The organism is Streptomyces sp. NPDC018947, assembly GCF_044390505.1.
Lineage (GTDB): Bacteria > Actinomycetota > Actinomycetes > Streptomycetales > Streptomycetaceae > Streptomyces.
The window spans coordinates 269,891-289,713 of sequence record NZ_JBIRZD010000005.1; the positions used below are offsets into that span (position 1 = coordinate 269,891).

Here is a 19,823-nt window from a genome sequence, read left to right on the forward strand (position 1 = left end):
TGCCGTGCCCGCCCCGGGAGGCCGCCCGTCATGAGTCCCTTCACCGGCTCCGCCGCCCGCACCCGTGACTGGCGCCATCTGCGCGTCGACGTCGCCGACGGCGTCGCCACCGTCACCCTCGCCCGCCCCGAGAAACTCAACGCGCTCACCTTCGAGGCCTACGCCGACCTGCGCGACCTGCTCGCCGAGCTGTCCCGCGAGCGCTCCGCGCGGGCCCTGGTGCTGACCGGCGAGGGACGCGGCTTCTGCTCCGGCGGCGACGTCGACGAGATCATCGGCGCCACCCTGTCCATGGACACCGCCCAGCTCCTGGACTTCAACCGGATGACCGGCCAGGTGGTCCGTGCGGTACGGGAGTGCCCGTTCCCGGTGATCGCCGCGCTGCACGGTGTGGCGGCCGGGGCCGGCGCCGTCCTCGCCCTGGCGGCGGACTTCCGCGTCGCCGACCCCAGCGCCCGCTTCGCCTTCCTCTTCACCCGCGTCGGCCTGTCCGGCGGCGACATGGGCGCCGCCTACCTGCTGCCCCGGGTCGTCGGCCTCGGCCACGCCACCCGCCTGCTGATGCTCGGCGAACCGGTCCGGGCGCCCGAGGCCGAGCGGATCGGTCTGATCAGCGAGCTGACCGACGAGGGCCACGCCGACGAGGCCGCGCTGGCCCTCGCCCGCCGCCTGGCCGACGGACCGGCCCTGGCCCACGCCCAGACCAAGGCGCTGCTCACGGCCGAACTGGACATGCCCCTGGCGGCGGCGGTCGAACTGGACGCCTCCACCCAGGCCCTCCTGATGAACGGCGAGGACTACGCCGAGTTCCACGCCGCCTTCACCGAGAAGCGCCCCCCGAAGTGGAGAGGACGGTAGCCCCATGCCGACCTCGGGAGCACCGGCCCACGGGGCGCGGGGCCGTGCCGCGGACCGCCCCCTGCGTGCGGCGATCGTCGGCGGGGGTCCCGGCGGGCTCTACACCGCCGCCCTGCTCAAACGCCTCGACCCCGAGCGCGAGGTCACCGTCTGGGAACGCAACGCGCCCGACGACACCTTCGGCTTCGGCGTCGTCCTCTCCGACGAGACCCTCGGTGGCATCGAGCACGCCGACCCGGAGGTCTACGCGGCCCTCCGCAGGGACTTCGTCCGCTGGGACGACATCGACATCGTCCACCGCGGCACGAGGCACACCTCGGGCGGCCACGGATTCGCCGCCCTCGGCCGCAAGCGCCTGCTGGGCATCCTGCACGACCGCTGCCGCGGCCTCGGCGTCGACCTCCGCTTCCGCACCGGGGCGCCGCCCACGGACCGGCTCGCCGAGGCGTACGACCTCGTCGTCGCCGCCGACGGCGTCCGCAGCACCACCCGCGAGAGCCGCGCCGACGCCTTCCGCCCGCACGTCACCACCCACCGGTGCCGGTACATCTGGCTGGCGGCGGACTTCCCGTTCACCGCCTTCCGCTTCGAGATCGCCGAGACCGAGCACGGCGTGATGCAGCTCCACGGCTACCCCTACGCGCCCGACGCCTCCACCGTGATCGTCGAGATGCGCGAGGAGGTCTGGCGGGCGGCAGGCTTCGACGAACTGGGCGAGCGCGAGTCCGCCGACCGCTGCGCCAAGATCTTCGCCGACGCCCTCGGCGGCCACCCGCTCAGCTCCAACAAGTCGGCGTGGACCACCTTCCGCACGGTCGTCAACGAACGCTGGTCGCACGGCAACGTCGTCCTCCTGGGCGACGCCGCCCACACCGCCCACTTCTCCATCGGCTCCGGCACCAAGCTCGCCGTCGAGGACGCCCTCGCGCTCGCCGCCTGCCTGGACGAGCGGCCCTCGATCGATCAGGCCCTGGCCGCCTACGAGGAGGAGCGGCGCCCCGTCGTCGCCTCCACCCAGCGCGCGGCCCGCGCCAGCCTGGAGTGGTTCGAGGACCTCGGCCGCTACCTCGACCAGCCGCCCCGCCGGTTCGCGTTCAACCTGCTCACCCGCAGCCGCCGCGTCACCCACGGCAATCTGCGGCTGCGCGACGCCCGCTTCACCGAGTCCGTGGAGCGCGAGTTCGGCTGCCCGCCCGGCACGCCCCCGATGTTCACCCCGTTCCGGCTGCGCGGCCTCACCCTGCGCAACCGCGTCGTGGTCTCCCCGATGGACATGTACTCCGCCGTCGACGGTGTCCCCGGCGACTTCCACCTGGTCCACCTGGGCGCGAGGGCGCTGGGCGGCGCCGGACTGGTGATGACCGAGATGGTGTGCGTCAGCGCGGAGGGCCGCATCACCCCCGGCTGCGCCGGCCTCTACACCGGGCGGCAGACCGAGGCATGGCGGCGGATCACCGACTTCGCGCACGAGCGGGCGCCCGGCACCGCGATCGGCGTGCAGCTCGGGCACAGCGGCCGCAAGGGCTCGACCCGGCTGATGTGGGAGGGCATGGACGAACCGCTGCCCGACGGCAACTGGCCGCTCGTGGCCGCCTCCCCGCTGCCGTACCGGCCGGACAGCCAGATCCCCCGCGAGCTGACCCGGGCCCAGCTGACGGACATACGTGAGCAGTTCACGTCCGCCGCCGTGCGGGCCGCGCGCGCCGGCTTCGACCTGCTCGAACTGCACTGCGCCCACGGCTATCTGCTGTCCGGCTTCCTCTCCCCGCTCACCAACCACCGCACCGACGCCTACGGCGGCACCCTGGACCGGCGGCTCCGGTTCCCGCTGGAGGTCTTCGACGCCGTACGCGCCGTCTGGCCGCAGGAGAGGCCCATGACCGTGCGCATCTCGGCCACCGACTGGGCCGAGGGCGGCACGAGCGCCGAGGACGCCGTGGCGATCGCCCGCGCCTTCGCCGCGCACGGCGCCGACGCCGTCGACGTCTCCACGGGGCAGGTGGTGGCCGGCGAACGGCCCGAGTTCGGGCGGTCCTACCAGACGCCCTTCGCGGACCGCATCCGGCACGAGGCCGGTGTCCCGGTGATCGCCGTCGGCGCGATCTCCTCCTGGGACGACGTCAACTCCCTGATCCTGGCCGGGCGCGCCGACCTGTGCGCGCTCGCCCGCCCCCACCTGTACGACCCGCACTGGACGCTGCACGCGGCGGCCGAGCAGGGCTACGCGGGTCCGGGCGCCGTCTGGCCGGCGCAGTACCGGGCGGGCAGCCGTCCCCCGCGGACCGGGCGCGCCGACGCCCCCAAGCCCCGGCTCACGCTGCGCGAGGGGCCGGTCCGGGGCGCGTAGTCCCCGGCCGCGCACGGGTCACGGGCACCCGCGCCCGGTCCGCTCCGTTTCCCCCTGCGGGACGGCGAAGGCCGCCCCGGCGTCGCGCAGCCGCTCGTGCAACGCCCGGAAGACGGCCGCCGAGCGGGTTCCGGGCCAGTCGCCGGGCAGCAGCCGGGCCGGCAGACCGGGGTCGGCGTAGGGCAGCCGGCGCCAGGAGTCCAGCGCGAGGAGGTAGTCCCGGTACGCCTCCTCGGGCGGGGTGTCCGGGCGCTGCTCCCAGGAGCGCAGCACGGGCGCGTGCCGGTCGAGGAACGCCTCGTGCTGCTCGGCGATCGCGGCCAGGTCCCACCAGCGGGCCACCGCGTCGGCGGTCGGGGAGAAGCCCAGGTGGTCACCGCGGAAGAAGTCCACGTACGTGTCCAGGCCCAGGCGGACCAGCGCGTGCCGGGTCTCCTCGTACAGCCGGGCCGGGGCGATCCACACACCGGGGGCCGCGGTGCCGAAGCCCAGACGGGCCAGCCGGGAGCGCAGCACGTGCCGCTTCTGCCGCTCCGACTCGGGCACCGAGAAGACGGCGAGCACCCAGCCCTCGTCCGCGTACGGCGCGGTGGCGTAGATGCGCCGGTCCCCGTCCTCCAGCAACTGGCGTGCCTCGTTGGACACTTCGTACCCGGCCGCGCCGCGCGCCGTCCGGGCGGGCAGCAGCAGTCCGCGCCGCTTCAGCCGCGACACCGACGAACGTACGGAGGGCGCGTCCACCCCCACCGCGGCCAGCAGCCGGATCAGCTCGGCGACGGGCACCGGGCCCGCCGCGAAACGGCCGTACGCGCCGTAGAGCGTGACGATCAGGGACCTCGGAGTGTGCTGCGGGTGCGGGTCGGACACGTTGATCATCTTAGGTCGTCGGCATCAGCCCTGGTCGCCCCGGGTGTCGGGCGGCGCCAGGAGCCGGTGGCGCTGGAGTTTGCCGGTCGCCGTGCGCGGCAGCGCGTCGCGGAAGAGGATCTCCCGGGGGCACTTGTACGGCGTCAGCTCGGACATGAGGTACGCGCGCAGCGCCTCGGCGTCCCGCCCGGCGCCCTCCTTCGGCACCACGTACGCCACCACCACCTGCCCGCGCGCCGGGTCGGGCCGGCCCACCACCGCCGCCTCCGCCACGCCGGGGTGGCGCAGCAGCGCGTCCTCCACCTCCGGTCCGGCGATGTTGTACCCGGCGGAGATGATCATGTCGTCGGCGCGGGCCACGTACCGGAAGTAGCCGTCGGGCTCGCGGACATAGGTGTCCCCGGTGACGTTCCAGCCGTCGCGCACGTACTCCCGCTGCCGCGGGTCGGCGAGGTAGCGGCAGCCGACGGGGCCGCGCACCGCCAGCAGTCCCGGCTCGCCGTCCGGCACCACCGCGCCGTCGCCGTCCTGCACGCGCGCCCGCCAGCCCGGCACCGCGACGCCCGTGGTGCCGGGGCGGACCGCGTCGTCGGCCGCGGAGACGAAGATGTGCAGCAGCTCGGTGGCGCCGATGCCGTTGATGATCCGGAGACCGGTGCGCTCGTGCCAGGCCCGCCAGGTGTCCGCCGGAAGGTTCTCGCCCGCCGAGACGCAGCGTCTGAGACACGTCACGTCGTGGGCGTCCAGCCCGTCCAGCATCGCGCGGTACGCCGTCGGCGCGGTGAACAGCACCGACACCCGGTGCTCGGCGATCGCGGGCAGCAACTGCCCGGGGCCCGCCTGTTCGAGCAGCAGCGCGCTCGCCCCGGCCCGCATCGGGAAGATCACCAGCCCGCCGAGCCCGAAGGTGAAGCCGAGCGGCGGGCTGCCCGCGAACAGGTCGTCGGCGCGCGGCTTGAGCACGTGCCGGGAGAAGGTGTCGGCGATGGCGAGCACATCGCGGTGGAAGTGCATGCACCCCTTGGGCCGCCCGGTGGTGCCCGAGGTGAAGGCGATCAGCGCCACGTCGTCGGCCGCCGTGTCCACCGCCGGGTACGGCGTGCCGGGCGCCGCGCCGGCCGCGACGAGGGTCAGCAGGTCGTCGGGGGCGTCGCCGCCGTACGTCGTGATCCGCAGCCCCGGGACGCCGGCCTTCACCAGGTCGTCGACGGCGCGTGCGTCGCACAGGGCGTGCCGCACCCGGGCGATCTCGCAGATCGCGCTCAGCTCGTGCGGACGCTGCTGCGCCAGCACCGTGACGGCCACCGCGCCCGCCTTCAGCACCGCCAGCCAGCAGGCGGCCAGCCACGGGGTGGTGGGGCCGCGCAGCAGCACCCGGTTGCCGGGCACGACACCGAGGTCGCGGGTGAGCAGGTGCGCGAGCCGGTCGACGCGGTCCCGCAACTGCCCGTAGGTCCACTCGTCCCCGGACGCGGTGCGGAAGACGGGGCGGTCGGCGGGCGGGCCGTCGAGCAGTTCGGCCGCGCAGTTCAGACGGGCCGGGTAGCGCAGCTCGAGCAGGTCGAAGCAGAGCTCGGGCCACTGGTCGGCAGGCGGCAGATGCTCACGCGCGAACGTGTCGACGTGGGCCGAGCGGTGGGGGCCGGGGCCGTGCGGCTCCGCGCCGTGCGGTGCCGCGTCCTGCGGGTCCGTGTCCTGCCGGTCTGCCATGGCGGTTCGCCCCCTTTGTCGTGGTGGGCTCGCGCAACGAGCGTATCGTGTTGGTGACGGCAGTCAACGGTCCGCGATAACCTCGGGGCATCCGGACGGACCCGGGCGGCCCCGCGGGCGGCCCGGCCGGCAGGGGAAGGGACCGGCGATGACCGCATTCTCACTCGAACCGGAACAACTCGCCTGGTGCGAAGAGCTGCGCGCCCTGGCCGCCGAACGGCTGCTCCCGCTGGCCGGCACGGGGGAGCCGGGCCGCGTCAACCGCCCCCTCGTCGCCGAACTCGGCGCCCTCGGCCTGCTGCCCCGCCTGTTCACGTCCGGCGCGCTGGACCTGTGCCTGATGCGCGAGTCCCTCGCCCGCGTCTGCACCGAGGCGGAGACCGCCCTCGCCCTCCAGGGGCTCGGCGCCCATCCCGTGCACGCCCACGGCACCGAGGCCCAGCGCGCCCGCTGGCTGCCCCGGGTGAGCGACGGCAGTGCGGTGGCCGCCTTCGCGCTCAGCGAGCCGGGCGCCGGGTCGGACGCGGCGGCGCTGGCCCTGCGGGCGGAGCCGGACGGCCGGTCGGGCTGGCGGCTGACGGGCGAGAAGTGCTGGATCTCCAACGCCCCCGAGGCCGACCTCTACACCGTCTTCGCCCGCACCACTCCCGGCGCCGGCGCCCGCGGCGTCACCGCCTTCCTCGTCCCCGCCGACCGCCCCGGCCTCACCGGCACCCCGCTCGACATGCTCTCCCCGCACCCCGTCGGCGCCCTCGCCTTCGACGCGGTGCCCGTCGGCGCCGACGACGTCCTCGGCGACGTCGACCGCGGCTTCCGGGTCGCCATGGGCACCCTCAACCTGTTCCGCCCCAGCGTCGGCGCCTTCGCCGTCGGCATGGCCCGGGCCGCCCTCGACGCCACTCTCGCCCACACCCGCGCCCGCCACGCCTTCGGCGGCCCGCTCCGCGACCTCCAGACCGTCTCCCACCAGGTCGCCGAGATGGCCCTGCGCACCGAGGCGGCCCGCCTGATGGTGTACGCGGCGGCGACGGCGTACGACGCGGGGGCGCCGGACGTGCCGGGGCGCGCCGCGATGGCGAAGCTGCTCGCCACCGAGACCGCCCAGTACGTCGTCGACCGGGCCGTCCAGTTGCACGGCGCCCGCGCCCTGCGCCGCGGCCACCTGCTCGAACACCTCTACCGGGAGGTCCGGGCCCCGCGCGTCTACGAGGGCGCGAGCGAGGTGCAGCGCGACATCATCGCCAAGGAGCTGTTCCGCACGCGGGACACGACCGGCACGGAGGCCGCCCCATGAGCGCCGAACGAGTGAACCCGCCCGAGCTGTCCCCGCCCACCGGCTTCTCGCACGCCGTCGTCGCCACCGGCAACCGCGTCGTCCTCCTGGCCGGCCAGACCGCCCTGGACACCGACGGGAAGATCACCGGGGACACCCTCCCCGCCCAGTTCGAGAAGGCCCTCGCCAACCTCCTCACCGCGCTCCGCGCCACCGGCGGCACCCCCGCCGACCTGGCCCGCGTCACCGTCTACGCCACCGACGTCGCGGACTACCGCCACCACGCGGCCGACCTGGGCCGCACCTGGCGCCGTCTCGCCGGCCGCGACTACCCGGCGATGGCGGTGGTGCAGGTCGTCCGCCTGTGGGACGAACGGGCCCTGGTGGAACTGGACGGTTTCGCGGTGCTGCCGTGACGCCGGGAGCTCAGGGCGCTTCCGCGCGCACGACGGCGTCCAGGGCCGGTGCGAGGACGGCGAAGGCCCGGTCGGTCAGCACGGCGGGATCCTCCGCGCCGTCGCTGTCGCTCCATCGCTGGAGCACGGTGTGGAAGGCGGCCAGTGCCGTTCCGGCGGCCAGTTGGGGGTACAGCTCCGTCGCCGGGTCGAGGCCGAGACGGTCGGCCAGCTCCGCCGCCAGCGCGTCGCGCCACTGCGTCTGACGTTCCAGGAAGCGGGCGAGCAGGGCGGGCGTCCCGAGAATCAACTGCACCACGGGCAGGGCGCGTTCGGCGTGGCCCGCGCAGGCGTCGATGGACCGCCACACGGTGTGCCGCAGCGCGGCCGACGGCTCCTCCCCCGCGGGGCGGCCCGCCAGTTCGTCCCGCATGCCGGCGCCCATCTCGGCCAGGAACTGGACGACCACGTCCTCCTTGGACGCGAAGTACCGGAAGAACGTCCGCTTGGACACCCCCGCGGCGGCGGCGATCTCGTCCACCGTGACCGCGTCGAAGCCCTCGCGCGCCAGCAGGCCGAGCGCCGCCCGCGTGAGCTCGTCGGCGACGAGCCGGCGCTTGCGCTGGGCCAGGGTCGTGGCGGGGCGGGCGTTCATCCCCCCATCGTATGCTCCGCGCCATCTCTGTCCCCGCATGTCAAGCTTGACACTTGGTGCCATGCAAGGCACGGTGAGGCGCATGACGAGGATGCGGGAGCGCTGGACGGCCGATGTGATGCCGGACCAGGACGGGCGGTTGTTCGTTGTCACCGGGGCCAACAGCGGCCTCGGCCTGGCCACCACGCGGGCCCTCGCCCGCAAGGGAGCGCGGGTGATCCTCGCCGTGCGCGACGAGGAGAAGGGACGGCGGGCGGTCGCCTCCCTGACCGCGGGCGGGCCGGACGACCGGCTGGAGGTGCGCCGGCTGGACCTGGCCGACCTGGACTCGGTCCACGCCTTCGCCGACCGGCTGCGCGCCGACGGCGTACGCCCCGACGTGCTGGTCAACAACGCCGGGGTGATGGCACCGCCCCGGACTCTCACCGCACGCGGCCACGAGCTGCAGTTCGCCGCCAACCACCTCGGTCATTTCGCCCTCACCGGCCTGCTGCTCGACCGGATGGCGGAAGGCACCGACCCCCGCGTGGTCACGGTGACGTCGGCCAACCACCGTATGGGGCGGCTTCACTTCGACGACCTGACCGGTGAGCGCCGGTACTCGCCCATGGGCCACTACAACCAGTCGAAGCTCGCCAACGCGGTCTTCGGCCGTGAGCTGCACCGCCGCCTCACCGCGGCCGGCAGCCCGATCCGCAGCGTGCTGGCCCACCCCGGCTACACCGCCACCAACCTGCAGACGAGCGCGCCCGTCGCCCCGGCGCGGTTCCTCTTCGGCCGCCTGCTGCTGCCGCTCGCCCAGTCGCCCGACCAGGGGGCGCTGCCGCAGCTCTACGCGGCCACCTCCCCGGACGTGCGGGGCGGCGAGCTGTACGCGCCGGGCGGGGTGGCGGAGCTGCGCGGTGCGCCCGTGCGGGCGGAACTGGCCCCGCGGGCGACCGGCCCCGAGACCGGGGAACGCCTGTGGCGGCTCTCGGAGGAGCTGACCGGCGTCCGCTTCCCGCTGCCGGCCGCGGCCTGAGGGGCGTGGCGGGGTGCCCTGCCCGGCGCGCGGCCGGATCGGCGGGGGAGCACCGCCGCCCCCGTACGCGCCCCGCCCGTGCTCAGCCGGCACGGCGGCAGCGCCTCAGCGCCAGCCCCCCGAGGACCGTGGCGGCGACCCCCACCAGCATGGCCACATACGCGCCGCCCAGCCCGTTCCCCGTGCCGAGGCCGCCGTCGGCGGTGGCGGCGACCACCGCGCCGAGGACCGTGGCGACGATGCCCGCCGTCACGGCGGTCGCGGCACCGAGCGTGCCGGTCGCCGTGCCCAGGCGGCCGGCGGGGCGGGACAGGGCGAGCCAGGCGACGACCACGCCGGCCAGCCCGAGCAGCGCGCCCGTGGAGGCCCCGAGCCGGCCGATGCCGAAGGCGTAGGCGTCCGCGGCGACCGGCCGGCCCGAGGAGCGCGCGGCCGCCGGCGAGGCGGACACGAGCCCGGCGGACAGGGTGACCACGGCGGCGGCGAGCAGGCGGCGGACGGACATCGTGACGCTCCTTCACTTGATACGACGGCAGTCGCTGGAGCATGCCCGCCCGGCCCGCCCCCGGTCGTCCGCCGGGCGCGGACACTTCGCGCTGCCGCCGACGCCGCACCGGGCTGCCGCGGACGCCGCAGGCGGCACCCGTGTACCGCGCCCGCGGTAGCGCCCCGCTCCTCCCCGGGGCGGACCCGCCCGGGGCGGCGGACGGCTAGGGTGCGCCCATGAAACCTGGTGTGCCCGTCGTCCGGGCCCGGGTCGCGGACGGGTCCATCGCCGCCGGCGTGGCGGCGGCGCTGCTGGTGACCGGTGCGTCCGGGCAGCGTTCCGCCACGGATCTCGACGTGCTCGGTTACGCGTTGCTGGCGGCCGGCGGACTGGCGCTGGCCGCGCGCAGGCGGGCGCCCGTCGCCGTCCTGGCCGTCACCGGGCTGTGCGCGGTCGGGTACCAGGCGGCGGGTTTCGACGTGCCCGCCGTGGCCTACCTCTTCGCCGTGTACGCGGCCGTCCGCGCGGGACACCGCACGGTCACGGTGACCGCCAGCGTGGCCGTGCTGGCCCTGCTCCCGCTCGCCGCCCTGGCCTCCGGCATGCACGACACGGGCGAGGCGTTCGCCCGGGCCCGCGGCGCGCTGGAGATCGCGTGGCTCGTCGCGGCGGGCGCCGCGGGTGAGGCGCTGCGGCAGGCGGAGCGACGGGCGGACGAGGCCGAGCGCACCCGCGAGGAGACCGCGCGGCGCCGCGCCGACGAGGAACGGCTGCGCATCGCGCGCGAACTGCACGATTCGCTGACCCACCAGATCTCCGTCGTCAAGGTGCAGGCGGAGGTCGCCGTGCACGTGGCCCGCAGGCGCGGCGAGGAGGTGCCGCAGGCCCTGCTGGCGATCCAGGGGGCCGTCCGCGAGGCGGCGCGGGAGCTGCGCGCGACGCTGGAGGCGCTGCGCGACGACGACACGGCCCCGCCGCGCGGCCTCGACGACGTCCCCGAACTGGTCGAACGCGCCCGCGCCATCGGCCTCGACGCGACGCTGACGATCGAGGGGGAGCGGCACGACGTGCCCGACGCCGTGCACCGGACCGTCTACCGGATCGTCCAGGAGTCGCTCACCAACACCGCCCGCCACGCGGACGCCGCCACGGCGTCGGTGCGGATCGACTGCCGCCCCGACACCCTCGTCGTCAGCGTCGACGACGACGGCAGGGCCACGCCGGACACGGTCCCGGCGCCCGGCCTCGGGCTGCTCGGCATGAGGGAACGCGTCACGGCCCTCGGCGGCCGGCTGTGCGCGAAGCCGCGCCGCGAGGGCGGTTTCACCGTCCGGGCCGAACTCCCCGTGGACCGGACCGCGTGATCCGGGTCCTGCTGGTGGACGACCAGCCCCTCATCCGCAGCGGCTTCCGCGCGCTCCTCGACCTCGAGGACGACATCGAGGTGGTCGCCGAGGCGGGCGACGGCGAGCAGGGCGTGGAGCTGGCCAGGCGGCATCTGCCCGACGTCGCCCTCGTGGACATCCGGATGCCGGTGGCCGACGGCATCGAGACCACCCGGCGCATCGCCGCCGACCCGGCCCTGACCCGGGTCCACGTCGTCATCCTGACCAACTACGGCCTGGACGAACACGTCCTGGACGCGCTGCGCGCCGGCGCCGCCGGGTTCCTCGTCAAGGACGTCGTGCCCGAGGACTTCCTCCACGCCGTGCGCGTCGCGGCCCGCGGCGACGCGCTGCTGGCACCGTCCATCACCCGCAGGCTCATCACCCGCTACGTCACCCAGCCGCTGCCGACCGGCACGGCGAGACGGCTTCAGGAACTGACCGACCGCGAGCGCGAGGCGGTCACCCTGGTCGCACGGGGCCTGTCCAACGACGAGATCGCGGCCCGCATGGTCATCAGCCCCATGACGGCCAAGACCCACGTCAACCGGGCCATGACCAAACTCCGCACCCGCGACCGGGCCCAACTGGTCGTCCTGGCCTACGAGTCGGGCCTGGTGACACCGGGATCCCCGTGACCTCGGCGGTCCGGGGGAAGGCGCCGGTCCACCCCCGGTCACCCCAGGTGACGAACTAGAGGCCCGTCCTTTGACCGTGTCGTCGCGGGGCCGATAGCGTCACGATCATTGCCGTTGATCACCACGCGGCTGACTGATGCGGACGAACGGTTCTGCGTTTCGAATGCGGGAGTTGACGGTGCTGAATTTCTTTGTGCTGGGAAGACTGGAAGCTCGCTCTCCCGCCGGCCGGGTGAAACCGTCCGGAGGAGTTCAGCGCGTGCTCTTCCAGGTGCTGCTGGCGAGCGAGGGCCGGATGGTGTCGACGGAGGCACTCGTCGACGAATTGTGGGGGGAATCGCCACCCGACGGAGTGGTCAACGCGCTGCACGCCCAGGTGAGCCGGCTCCGGAAGAAACTCGCCGTGCTGGAGCCCTGGCGCGAGACCTCGCGGCTCGCCAAGAACGCCAACGGATACCAGCTCGTCGTCGCCGAGGAAGAACTCGACGCCGCGGTTTTCGTGCGCTCGGTGCGCGAGGCGCAGGCGGTCGTGGATTCCCACCCGGCCGTGGCGTCGGAAGCCCTGCGCGCGGCTCTGCTGATGTGGCAGGGCCCCGTTTTCGGCGGAGGTTCCGGCGGGGTGCTCTGCCAGGCCGCGGCGCGACGGTACGAGGAATACCGGATCGGCGCGCTGGAGGCGTACTTCGAAAGCCAGCTCGCCCTCGGGAACCACGCGGAGATCCTGGGCGAACTGAGCGAGACCCACGCCGAGAACCCCTTGCGGGAACGCTTCTGCGAACAGCTCATGCTCGCCCTCTACCAGGCCGGGCGTCAGGCGGAGGCGTTGCAGACCTACCGGTGGATGCGCTCCCGGCTCACCCAGGAGCTGGGCATCGAGCCGTCCCCCGTGCTGCGCCGCACCGAGCAGGCGATCCTCCGCCACGACGCTCAGGCGCTCGCGGTGCGCTGCCGCGGCCCCGTCGCGCCGGAGGTCCAGCGCAGGCACGCCTCGTAGTCCGGCAGCAGACCCTCGGCCCGCGCCCGGGCGAGTCCCGGCGCGGCCGCGTCGCGCGCGGACAGCAGCGGGTCGGCGACCGGCCAGGCGATACCGAGCTCCGGGTCCAGGGGGTGCACCGAGTGCTCCCGGTCCGGCGCGTACGTCTCGGAGCACAGGTACGCCACGCACGCGTCGTCCGTCAGCGCGCAGAAGCCGTGCCCGAGCCCCTCGGCGAGGAAGACGGCCCTGCGGTCGACGTCGTCGAGGACCACGCTCTCCCACTGTCCGTACGTGCGGGAGCCGACCCGCAGGTCGACGACCACGTCGAACACCGCGCCGCGCACACAGGTGACGTACTTGGCCTGGCCCGGCGGCACGTCCGCGAAGTGGATGCCGCGGGTCACCCCGCGGGCGGAGACGGACATGTTGGCCTGGGCGACCCTCAGCTCCCGGCCGCCGGCCGGCCCCGCCAGCCGGTCGCCCCGGAACCACTCCAGGAAGGTCCCCCGGGAGTCGCCGTGCTGCTCGGGCGTGATCTCCAGGGCGCCTTCGATGCCCAGCTCGCGTGTCTTCACGAGGTCGTCCTTCCTGTACGCGTGAGGCGGCCCGTCGCCGTCAGATGCGGATCTGCACACTGCTGTGGTCGCCGAGGACCAGCCGGTGGCTCTTGGGCGCCTCCCGCGCCGCGGTGACCTGGGCCCGGCGGCCGATCAGCGAGGCCTGGATGCGGTGCACGCCCTCGATGGAGGCGTCGGCGAGGACGATCGAGAACTCGATCTCGCTGCCGCTGATCCGGCAGCCCTCGGCGACCGAGGTGAAGGGGCCGATGTAGGTGTCGATGATGCGGGCGTCCGCGCCGATCACCGCCGGCCCGACGATGCGCGAATTGCGCACCCGGGCCCCCGGGGCGATGCTGACGCGGCCCACGATCTCGCTGCTGTCGTCCACGTCGCCCTCGTCGCTCCGCTCGACGCCCTCGAGCACCCGGCGGTTCACGTCCAGCATGTCGGCGACGTTGCCGGTGTCCTTCCAGTAGCCGGTGACCAGCGACGAGTTGACCGCCAGGCCCTGGTCGATGAGCCACTGCAACGCGTCGGTGATCTCCAGCTCGCCCCGCGCGGAGGGCCGGATGGCCCGCACCGCGTCGTGCACGGACGGGGTGAACAGGTAGACGCCGACCAGCGCCAGGTCGCTCTTGGGGAACTCCGGCTTCTCCACCAGGTTCACCACCCGGCCGCCCTCGTCGAGTTCGGCGACCCCGAAGGAGGACGGATCGGAGACCCGGGTGAGCAGGATCTGCGCGTCCGGACGCTCCCGGTGGAATTCCCGGACGAGCGGGTCGATACCGTCCACGACGAAGTTGTCGCCGAGATACATGAGGAAGTCGGAATCGCCCAGGAAGTCCCGGGATATCAGCACCGCGTGGCCGAGGCCGAGGGGCTTGTCCTGCTGGATGTACGTGATGTCCAGACCGAACGAGGATCCGTCGCCGACGGCCTGGCGGATCTCGTCGGCGGTGTCGCCGACGACGACGCCCACATCGGTGATGCCGGCCTCCGCCATGGATTCCAGGACATAGAAGAGAACCGGCTTGTTCGCGACGGGCACGAGCTGCTTGGGCGAAGTGTGGGTGAAGGGGCGCATTCTGGTGCCCGAACCGCCCGACAGGACCAAACCCTTCACGGCGCCTCCTGATGTCCGGTACGTGCGGTGTTCGGCACGTGGGAGTCCCACTCTGGAGCATTCCCCTGACGCCTTTCTGACACGGTTCTGACACCGTTCTGACCGCCGGCTGATGCGGGGCTGACGGGCCGTGATTATTACCCGGCAGGTAATGGATCCGGAGGGCGGTCCATTGCTGGAATGGGCGGCGGAGAAGAAGAGATGGAAGGGGAACTGATCCATGCGAGTACTCATTGCCGCCACCCCCGGAATAGGTCACGTCTTCCCGACCGTCCCCCTCGCCTGGGCGCTGCGCCTGGCGGGGCACGAGGTGCTGGTCGCCACCGGTGGCGACGCGCTGGCGGTCAAGGACGCCGGCCTCGCCGTGTACGACGTGTGCCCGGGCACCGACGCGGTCAAGCTGGCGATGGAGACCTTCGGCAAGCACCCGGAACTGGCCGCCGAGTGGGGGCAGACCGACCGCTCCGACTTCGAGGCCAACCAGCGCTTCTACGGGCGGCTGATGAGCCACCAGACCGACCTCGTCGACCGCTACGTCCGCATCGCCGAGGACTGGCGGCCGGACCTCGTCGTCCACTCCGCCCTCAGCGCCCCCGGCCTCATCGCCGCGGCCCGGGTGGGCGTGCCCGCGGTGGAGCACGGGTACGGCGTCTTCCGCAGCCGGCAGTACACCGAGCGGGTCCGTAGCTGGAACGCCGAGCTGTTCGACCGCTACGGCGTCGAGCTGCCCGAGCGGCGGGAGGCCATCGACGTGGCCCCGCTCAGCCTGGTCGACGGGGTCGCCTCGGGCTGGTCCATGCGCTACCTGCCGTACAACGGCGGCTGCGTGCTGCCCGACTGGCTGGGCGAGAGCGCCGGCCGTCCCCGCATCGCCGTCACCCTCGGCACCACGGCGCCCGCCTTCGACGGGCTCGGTCAGCTCGACCGGGTCCTGGAGCTGGCGCCCGACGTCGACGCCGAGTTCGTGCTCGCCCTGGGCGACGTCGACACCAGCAAGCTCGGTCCGCTCTCCGACAACGTCCGGCTCGTCGAGTGGGTCCCGATGAACCTGCTGCTGCAGAGCTCCGCGGGACTGATCCACCACGGCGGCTCCGGCACCACCCTGGCCGCGCTGGACGCCGGTGTGCCGCAGATCCTGATGCCCGACGAGGGCGACCGGCACGTCAACGCCGCCGCCGTCGCCGAACGCGGCGCCGGACTGTCCGTCGACAGCAGCCAGCTGGCCAAGGAGAGCATCGACGCCCTGCTGCACGACGGCGAGCTGCGCGCCGCGGCGGTCGAGGTCCAGGCGGAGATGCGCGCCATGCCCGCCCCATCGACCGTCGTCCCGCGGCTGGAGGAACTGGCCGGCGCGTGAGGAAGCCGCCCCGCCCGCGTGCGGCGGCCGGGGCCCGGGAACTCCGGAGCGGGCACCGCGCCGCGCTCCGGAGCCCCGGGCCGGCGCGGTGCCGCGGCACGGCGTCCGCCCCGTGACGCGGCCGGGGCGCGAGGGCGGGGCGCGCCGACCGCGGCGGCGACACGGCGAACACGGCGACACAAGGAGCGGTACATCATGCGCATACTCGTCACGGGCGGAGCCGGGTTCATCGGTTCGGCGTTCGTCCGGGGGCTGCTGGAGAGGGACGCGGCACGGGTGACGGTGCTCGACGCGCTCACCTACTCGGGCAACCCCGCCAACCTCGAACCGGTCGCCGGACGGCCCGGCCTCACCTTCGTGCACGGCGACATACGCGACGCCGGCACCGTCGACGAGGTGATGCCCGGCCACGACGCGGTGGTCCACTTCGCCGCGGAGTCCCACGTGGACCGGTCGATCGACGACGCGTCCCCCTTCGTCACCACCAACGTGCTCGGCACCCAGGTCCTGCTGGACGCCGCGCGCAGGCACGCGGTGGGCCGCTTCGTCCACGTCTCCACGGACGAGGTGTACGGCTCGATCGAGAAGGGGTCCTGGACCGAGGAGCAGCCCGTCGCCCCCTCGTCGGCCTACTCCGCCACCAAGGCCGCCTCCGACCTGCTGGCCCTGGCGTACCACCGCACCCACGGCATGGACGTGGTGGTGACCCGCTGCTCCAACAACTACGGCCCGTACCAGTTCCCGGAGAAGCTGATCCCGCTCTTCGTCACCCGGCTGCTCGACGGCGGGCGCGTGCCGCTGTACGGCGACGGCGGCAACGTCCGCGAGTGGCTGCACGTGGAGGACCACTGCCGGGGCGTGGAACTCGTCCTGCGGAAGGGACGTCCCGGAGGGATCTACCACATCGGCGGCGGCGCGGAGCTGAGCAACCGCGAGCTGGTCGAGCGCCTGCTCGCCGCCTGCGGGGCGGACTGGAGTTCGGTCGACTTCGTCGCCGACCGCAAGGGCCACGACCGCCGCTACGCCCTGTGCGCCGACCGGATCCGGGAAGAGCTGGGGTTCGCGCCGCGGATCGGCTTCGAGGAGGGGCTCGCCCGGACCGTCGCCTGGTACACCGAGAACCGTGCCTGGTGGGAGCGGACCGGCGGCAACGCCCCCACGGCGGCCCGGACATGACGCGCTGGCTGGTGACGGGCGCGGGCGGGATGCTCGGGCGGGAACTCCTGGACGTCCTGTCCCGCGACCCCGCCGCCCGGATCACCGGGCTCACGCGCCACGCGCTGGACATCACCGACGCGAAGGCGGTGCGGGCCGCGGTGGCCGGCCAGGACGTGGTGGTCAACGCCGCCGCCTGGACCGACGTGGACGGCGCCGAGTCCGCCGAGACCGCGGCCACGGCGGTCAACGGGAGAGCCGTGGCCGCGCTCGCCCGGGCCTGCGCCGCCGAGGGCGCCCGGCTGCTCCAGGTCTCCACGGACTACGTCTTCCCGGGCGACGCGCGCCGGCCCTACGCGGAGGACGCCGCGACCGGGCCGCTCAACGCCTACGGCCGCGGCAAGCTGCTCGGCGAGCGGGCGGTGGCCGAACTGCTGCCGGACCTCGGCTACGTGGTGCGCACGGCCTGGCTGTACGGGCGGCACGGCCGCAACTTCGTCGCCACCGTGCTGGCGCGGGCCGCCGCCGGTGAGCCGCTGCGGGTCGTGGACGACCAGCACGGGCAGCCGACCTGGGCCGGTGCGCTGGCCGAACGCCTGGTGGAACTGGGCGGACGGGCCCTGGAGGGCGGGGCCCCGGCCGGCGTCTACCACGGCACGGCCTGCGGCACAGCGACCTGGTACGACCTCGCCCGCGCCGTCATCGAGGAGACGGGCGGTGACCCGGCGGTGGTGGCGCGGGCGAGCACCGGGGACTTCCCCCGGCCGGCGCCCAGACCCTCGTACAGCGTCCTCGGTCACGACCGCTGGGCGGCGGCAGGGCTGCCGCCGCTGCCGCACTGGCGGGAGTCGCTGCGCACGGCGCTGCCCTCGATGGCGCGTGCCGCGGTCTCCGTCCGCTGAACGCCGTGTGCCGAGGTGACGGACTACCGGGCGGCGTGCGGCGGCGCTTCCCCCCACGCTCCTAGCATCCGACGCGTGACCCTCGAAGGACAGCTTCCGGAGCTGGGGACGGTGGTACGCGACTGGCGGTCCCGGCGCAGGCTCAGCCAGAGCCGGCTCGCCGATCTCGCCCAGGTCTCGGCCCGGCACCTCAGCTTCGTCGAGAACGGGCGGGCCCGGCCCAGCCGGGAGCTGCTGCTCAGGCTGACGGACCATCTGGGGGTGCCCGTCCCGCAGCGGGACGCGCTCCTGGTGCGGGCGGGCTACGCGCCGCTGTCGCGCCCCGCGCCCGGGCCGGCCCCCGCCCACGCGGTCACGAGAGCCGCCGTCGTCCAGGGCATCGGCAGCTGGACTCCGGCCGGCGGGCCGCCCGCGCATCGGCCGGGGCGGTGCGCGATGTGCGACGGCGGAGTCCTGCTCGGCGGACCCGCGTCCGGCACGCGGACCCCCGGCACGGGTGCCGACGCCAAGGCCGCCCCCGGCACGGACACCGGCGGAACGGGCGTCGTCGAGGCCGCCGTCGAGGCGGGCAGGCGTGCGCTGCGCTCGGCCGGTGCGCCCGGCGTCGACGCGCTGCTGCTGGCCACGGCCACGCCGGGCCGCTCCGGTGGCGTCGCCCCGCGCGCCGCGGCCCGGCTGGGCCTCGCCGGGGTCGCCGCCTTCGAGGTGTCGGCGTCCTGCGCCGGCTTCCTGTACGGCCTGGCCAGCGCCGCCGCCCTCGTCACCTCGGGCACGGTCGGCCGGGCACTGCTGATCGGCGCCGACGTCGTCGACGGCGGTGGCGCGCAGGCCGGCGGTGCGGGGGCCGTGGTGCTCGGCGCCGGGGCACCGGGGCAGCCCGGTGCCGTGGGCGGGGTGGTGCTGGGCGGCCACGGCGGCGCGTCGGACGGGACCGGCGCGGGCGCGCACGAGACGCGTCCCGCGCGCCCCGGGCCCGAGGCCCGCGGCGAACTGCTGCGGCGCGCGGGGCTCGCGGCGCTGCGCGGGGCCGGATGGGAGACCGGACAGGTCGACGGCGTCCTCGCCCACCCGGCCGTACCGGGGCTGCCCGAGGGCCCGCCCGTCGTGTGCGCCGGCGGCCACGGCGCGGGGGCGCTGCCGTCGCTGCTCGCCGGGGCCGTGGCGGAGGGCCGGCTGGGCGCCGGTGACCGGGTGCTGCTGGCCGGGCTCGGCGAGGGTGCCGTGTGGGGGGCGGCCGCCCTGTGCGTTCCGGCGCGGGCGGCGGAGCCCGTGACGGCATGAGCGGGGCCACCCGCCCCGGGGCGGGACGGGTGGCCCCGGCGGCACCGCGGGGAGCGGCGCGCTCACGCCGCCGTGGCGCTCCAGTGCCCCGCGGCGGCGTACTGGGGCTCGAACCGGTCGAGGAACATCGTGCGCACCGGCTCGGGCAGCACCCCGAGCGTCTTCTCCCGGGCCGCCCCGGGCGCGCCGTCCAGCAGCCACGCCAGATAGGCGCCGGCCTCCGGAAGACCCTGCGAGGTCAGCATGTACTGGCTGTAGCGGGCCCAGCCCTCCGGTCCGAGGTGGGTCTCCACCAGCGGCAGCGCCCGCTCCTCCTCGTGCTCCATGTGGGCCGCGAGGGCGTCGGCGAACTCCTCGACGGCGGCGGCCAGTTCGCCACCGCCGACGGCGAACGCGGCGTCGATGCGGTCCTGCATCGGATCGATCGCGCCGTGCTCCGCCTCCATCAGGTCCATGACGGCGACGTCCTCGGCACGCTCCAGCCTCTCCCGGAGCTGCGGCCAGATCGCCTCGTCCTCACCGACGTGGTGGACGTGGAGCTGGTGCTTGAAGGTCTCCCATCCGGTGCGCACGGCAAGGTCGCCGGTGCGGCCCTCGCGCGTGGCCGCGCGCAGGCGTTCCAGGTCGCGCAGGAACGCGTCGTGCGTCAGATACATGATCGAGAAGTCCACGCGGCCGGGCGGCAGTTGGCGCCTGCGGGTGGGGTGTGTGGTCATCGCAACTCCTCACCACTGTGGTCGTTCCCGGAAACGTACGGCGAAGTGACTTATCAGTCAAGCATCTCAGTGACAAAGATACTCGTTCCTCTTACCATCTGGTGGCAGTCGACCACC

General features: G+C 74.6%; 19 protein-coding genes. 12 read left to right on the forward strand and 7 right to left on the reverse strand.

From position 1 onward, the window contains the following. Positions 1-30: 30 nt before the first annotated feature. Together ACH499_RS13025 and ACH499_RS13030 are read left to right on the forward strand one after the other, a co-directional pair. Positions 31-858, forward strand: coding sequence for an enoyl-CoA hydratase family protein (locus tag ACH499_RS13025; RefSeq protein WP_356203461.1), 828 nt, complete (start codon positions 31-33; stop codon positions 856-858). A gap of 4 nt (positions 859-862) precedes the next feature. Continuing rightward, a complete protein-coding gene (locus tag ACH499_RS13030; RefSeq protein ID WP_399015429.1) occupies positions 863-3,205 on the forward strand; it encodes a bifunctional salicylyl-CoA 5-hydroxylase/oxidoreductase in 2,343 nt (780 codons plus the stop codon). 18 nt (positions 3,206-3,223) lie between these two features. Here the strand turns inward: ACH499_RS13030 and ACH499_RS13035 are convergent, their stop codons facing one another. Continuing rightward, the gene (locus tag ACH499_RS13035; RefSeq protein ID WP_399015431.1) at positions 3,224-4,081 is read right to left on the reverse strand and encodes a PaaX family transcriptional regulator C-terminal domain-containing protein; all 858 of its coding nucleotides are present in this window, start codon (positions 4,079-4,081) and stop codon (positions 3,224-3,226) included. A 15-nt stretch (positions 4,082-4,096) separates the two neighbouring features. Then, complete coding sequence (locus tag ACH499_RS13040) at positions 4,097-5,782, reverse strand: AMP-binding protein (protein WP_399015433.1); 1,686 nt, start codon at positions 5,780-5,782, stop codon at positions 4,097-4,099. A gap of 148 nt (positions 5,783-5,930) precedes the next feature. Here ACH499_RS13040 and ACH499_RS13045 point away from each other — a divergent pair, with 148 nt between their 5' ends. Together ACH499_RS13045 and ACH499_RS13050 are read left to right on the forward strand one after the other, a co-directional pair. Beyond that, entirely contained in the window at positions 5,931-7,076 is a 1,146-nt protein-coding gene (locus tag ACH499_RS13045) for an acyl-CoA dehydrogenase family protein (RefSeq protein WP_356203456.1), read from the forward strand. Continuing rightward, positions 7,073-7,471, forward strand: coding sequence for a RidA family protein (locus ACH499_RS13050; RefSeq protein ID WP_356203455.1), 399 nt, complete (start codon positions 7,073-7,075; stop codon positions 7,469-7,471). Before ACH499_RS13045 ends, ACH499_RS13050 begins: the two co-directional genes overlap by 4 nt. 10 nt (positions 7,472-7,481) lie before the next feature. Here the strand turns inward: ACH499_RS13050 and ACH499_RS13055 are convergent, their stop codons facing one another. After that, the gene (locus ACH499_RS13055; RefSeq protein ID WP_399015436.1) at positions 7,482-8,105 is read right to left on the reverse strand and encodes a TetR family transcriptional regulator; all 624 of its coding nucleotides are present in this window, start codon (positions 8,103-8,105) and stop codon (positions 7,482-7,484) included. An 82-nt stretch (positions 8,106-8,187) separates the two neighbouring features. On the opposite strand from ACH499_RS13055, the gene ACH499_RS13060 reads away from it, so the two are divergent. Further along, the gene (locus ACH499_RS13060; protein ID WP_399015438.1) at positions 8,188-9,126 is read left to right on the forward strand and encodes an oxidoreductase; all 939 of its coding nucleotides are present in this window, start codon (positions 8,188-8,190) and stop codon (positions 9,124-9,126) included. Between the two features lie 82 nt (positions 9,127-9,208). Here the strand turns inward: ACH499_RS13060 and ACH499_RS13065 are convergent, their stop codons facing one another. Then, a complete protein-coding gene (locus ACH499_RS13065) occupies positions 9,209-9,631 on the reverse strand; it encodes a DUF6223 family protein (RefSeq protein WP_356203450.1) in 423 nt (140 codons plus the stop codon). A gap of 218 nt (positions 9,632-9,849) precedes the next feature. Between ACH499_RS13065 and ACH499_RS13070 the strand changes: the two genes are divergently transcribed. The 3 genes from ACH499_RS13070 (at position 9,850) to ACH499_RS13080 (ending at position 12,630) form a co-directional block, all read left to right on the forward strand. Beyond that, on the forward strand, positions 9,850-10,977 hold the full coding sequence (locus tag ACH499_RS13070) for a sensor histidine kinase (protein ID WP_399015440.1): 1,128 nt from the start codon (positions 9,850-9,852) through the stop codon (positions 10,975-10,977). Next, entirely contained in the window at positions 10,974-11,636 is a 663-nt protein-coding gene (locus ACH499_RS13075) for a response regulator transcription factor (protein WP_356203447.1), read from the forward strand. The genes ACH499_RS13070 and ACH499_RS13075 overlap by 4 nt, the downstream gene beginning before the upstream one ends. 259 nt (positions 11,637-11,895) lie before the next feature. Next, a complete protein-coding gene (locus ACH499_RS13080) occupies positions 11,896-12,630 on the forward strand; it encodes an AfsR/SARP family transcriptional regulator (RefSeq protein ID WP_356203445.1) in 735 nt (244 codons plus the stop codon). On the opposite strand, the gene ACH499_RS13085 is transcribed toward ACH499_RS13080, so the two are convergent. Both ACH499_RS13085 and ACH499_RS13090 read right to left on the reverse strand, forming a co-directional pair. Continuing rightward, on the reverse strand, positions 12,564-13,187 hold the full coding sequence (locus ACH499_RS13085) for a dTDP-4-dehydrorhamnose 3,5-epimerase (RefSeq protein WP_356203443.1): 624 nt from the start codon (positions 13,185-13,187) through the stop codon (positions 12,564-12,566). The two genes, ACH499_RS13080 and ACH499_RS13085, sit on opposite strands and share 67 nt — an antisense overlap. A gap of 40 nt (positions 13,188-13,227) precedes the next feature. Beyond that, positions 13,228-14,295, reverse strand: a complete 1,068-nt coding sequence (locus ACH499_RS13090; RefSeq protein ID WP_399015443.1) for a glucose-1-phosphate thymidylyltransferase — start codon at positions 14,293-14,295, stop codon at positions 13,228-13,230. Between the two features lie 220 nt (positions 14,296-14,515). On the opposite strand from ACH499_RS13090, the gene ACH499_RS13095 reads away from it, so the two are divergent. From ACH499_RS13095 to ACH499_RS13110, 4 genes are all read left to right on the forward strand, one after another. Then, positions 14,516-15,652, forward strand: a complete 1,137-nt coding sequence (locus ACH499_RS13095) for a nucleotide disphospho-sugar-binding domain-containing protein (RefSeq protein ID WP_399015445.1) — start codon at positions 14,516-14,518, stop codon at positions 15,650-15,652. A gap of 195 nt (positions 15,653-15,847) precedes the next feature. Next, complete coding sequence (rfbB, locus tag ACH499_RS13100; protein WP_356203437.1) at positions 15,848-16,828, forward strand: dTDP-glucose 4,6-dehydratase; 981 nt, start codon at positions 15,848-15,850, stop codon at positions 16,826-16,828. Further along, a complete protein-coding gene (gene rfbD / locus ACH499_RS13105) occupies positions 16,825-17,709 on the forward strand; it encodes a dTDP-4-dehydrorhamnose reductase (protein ID WP_399015447.1) in 885 nt (294 codons plus the stop codon). The genes rfbB and rfbD overlap by 4 nt, the downstream gene beginning before the upstream one ends. Positions 17,710-17,784: 75 nt before the next feature. Beyond that, positions 17,785-18,990 carry a helix-turn-helix domain-containing protein gene (locus ACH499_RS13110; RefSeq protein WP_399015449.1) on the forward strand — a complete coding sequence of 402 codons (1,206 nt, stop codon included), beginning with the start codon at positions 17,785-17,787 and terminating at the stop codon, positions 18,988-18,990. A gap of 62 nt (positions 18,991-19,052) precedes the next feature. On the opposite strand, the gene ACH499_RS13115 is transcribed toward ACH499_RS13110, so the two are convergent. Then, the gene (locus tag ACH499_RS13115; RefSeq protein WP_399015451.1) at positions 19,053-19,706 is read right to left on the reverse strand and encodes a hemerythrin domain-containing protein; all 654 of its coding nucleotides are present in this window, start codon (positions 19,704-19,706) and stop codon (positions 19,053-19,055) included. Positions 19,707-19,823: the final 117 nt, after the last annotated feature.